Origin of the sequence: Bartonella sp. LB28NMGDW (genome assembly GCF_042194435.1) — a bacterium.
Classification (GTDB): domain Bacteria; phylum Pseudomonadota; class Alphaproteobacteria; order Rhizobiales; family Rhizobiaceae; genus Bartonella; species Bartonella grahamii.
On record NZ_JBHIMX010000089.1, the window covers coordinates 1 to 1211 of the forward strand.

Genomic DNA, 1211 nt, shown 5'->3' on the forward strand with positions numbered 1-1211 from the left:
ATGGAACAAAGAACAGCAGAATGGTTTCAAGCGCGCTTGGGTAAAGTCACCGCATCAAACATTTACAGCGTACTCAGTAAAACTACAAAAGGATTGCCTACGAGCAAATATGAAGACTACAAAATCAAACTCATAACAGAGCGCTTAACAGGCGAAACAAGCCCCTATTATGAAACTGAAGATATGAGATGGGGTATTGAGCATGAAGATGATGCCTTGAGAGAATATGGCTTCATTTATGATGCCGATATAACAAAATGCGGCTTTATCCAACACCCCACAATAGAAATGGCGGGGGCTAGCCCCGATGGTCTCATTGGAGAAGACGGTTTAATCGAAGTTAAATGCCCGAGATCAGTAACACATATGCGCTTTTGTATAGGTGACGAAATCAAACCAGAATATCACGCACAAATGCAATTCCAAATGGCTTGTACAGAACGAAAATGGTGTGATTTCGTAAGCTATGACCCACGTTTTACGGGGGAATTCTTTCACTTACGCATGAAAGTCAAGCGTATTCTCCGTGATGATCAACAAATTGAACAGATCAATCAAGCTGTTGAAACCTTTTTAGCAGAGATAGAACGAGAGATAAAACAACTCTCAACAAAAGCTGCTTAACCTTATGGGGGTGTTTTGTTCCCCGCATATCTACAAGCACCCCCACCCTTCTTAACACTTTCAAGTAATGCGTGATTCACGCCACACGTGAATTGCATCTCAATGTAAGGAGAAAAGATATGGCGCCTCGTCCAGCTGCTATAACGCAACCAGCCATTGCACGCGCTTTAAGAGAAGCTAAAAAACAAGGTTGTGAACTCGTAGAAATCAAACCTACCGGTGAACTGCTTATCTATCTTAAATCCGATATTCCAATACCAAATTCAGTTAACCACCCAGACAAACTTTTAGATTTGTCAAAGAATGAATATTACGAAACCGCACTCTCTAAGATGTAAAATACCATGCCAAAACCACGTCCTCCTCATCTCGTTAAACAAATTACTCAACATGGCAAAATTGTATGGTATGTACGTATTGGTCATGGCAAACGCATTAGAATACGCGGTACCTATGGAACGCAAGAGTTTGTTGATAACTACAAAAGCGCACTTGCCGAGTTACAAGGGCTTATACTTCCTAAATCAAAAACCGGTAAACTTGTTGAAGGTTCATTTGCATGGCTGCTTAAACAATACTTTAACAGC

Annotated in this window: 2 protein-coding genes and 1 pseudogene; all 3 read left to right on the forward strand. The window is 41.0% G+C overall.

Features of this window, described 5'->3' with window-relative positions:
- Positions 1 to 624 carry a lambda exonuclease family protein gene (locus tag ACFIKG_RS09300; protein ID WP_375652200.1) on the forward strand — a complete coding sequence of 208 codons (624 nt, stop codon included), beginning with the start codon at positions 1 to 3 and terminating at the stop codon, positions 622 to 624.
- A gap of 119 nt (positions 625 to 743) precedes the next feature.
- On the forward strand, positions 744 to 962 hold the full coding sequence (locus ACFIKG_RS09305; RefSeq protein WP_012755083.1) for a hypothetical protein: 219 nt from the start codon (positions 744 to 746) through the stop codon (positions 960 to 962).
- Positions 963 to 968: 6 nt separating this feature from the next.
- Positions 969 to 1211 (forward strand): annotated as a pseudogene (locus ACFIKG_RS09310) (integrase); the annotation flags it as partial.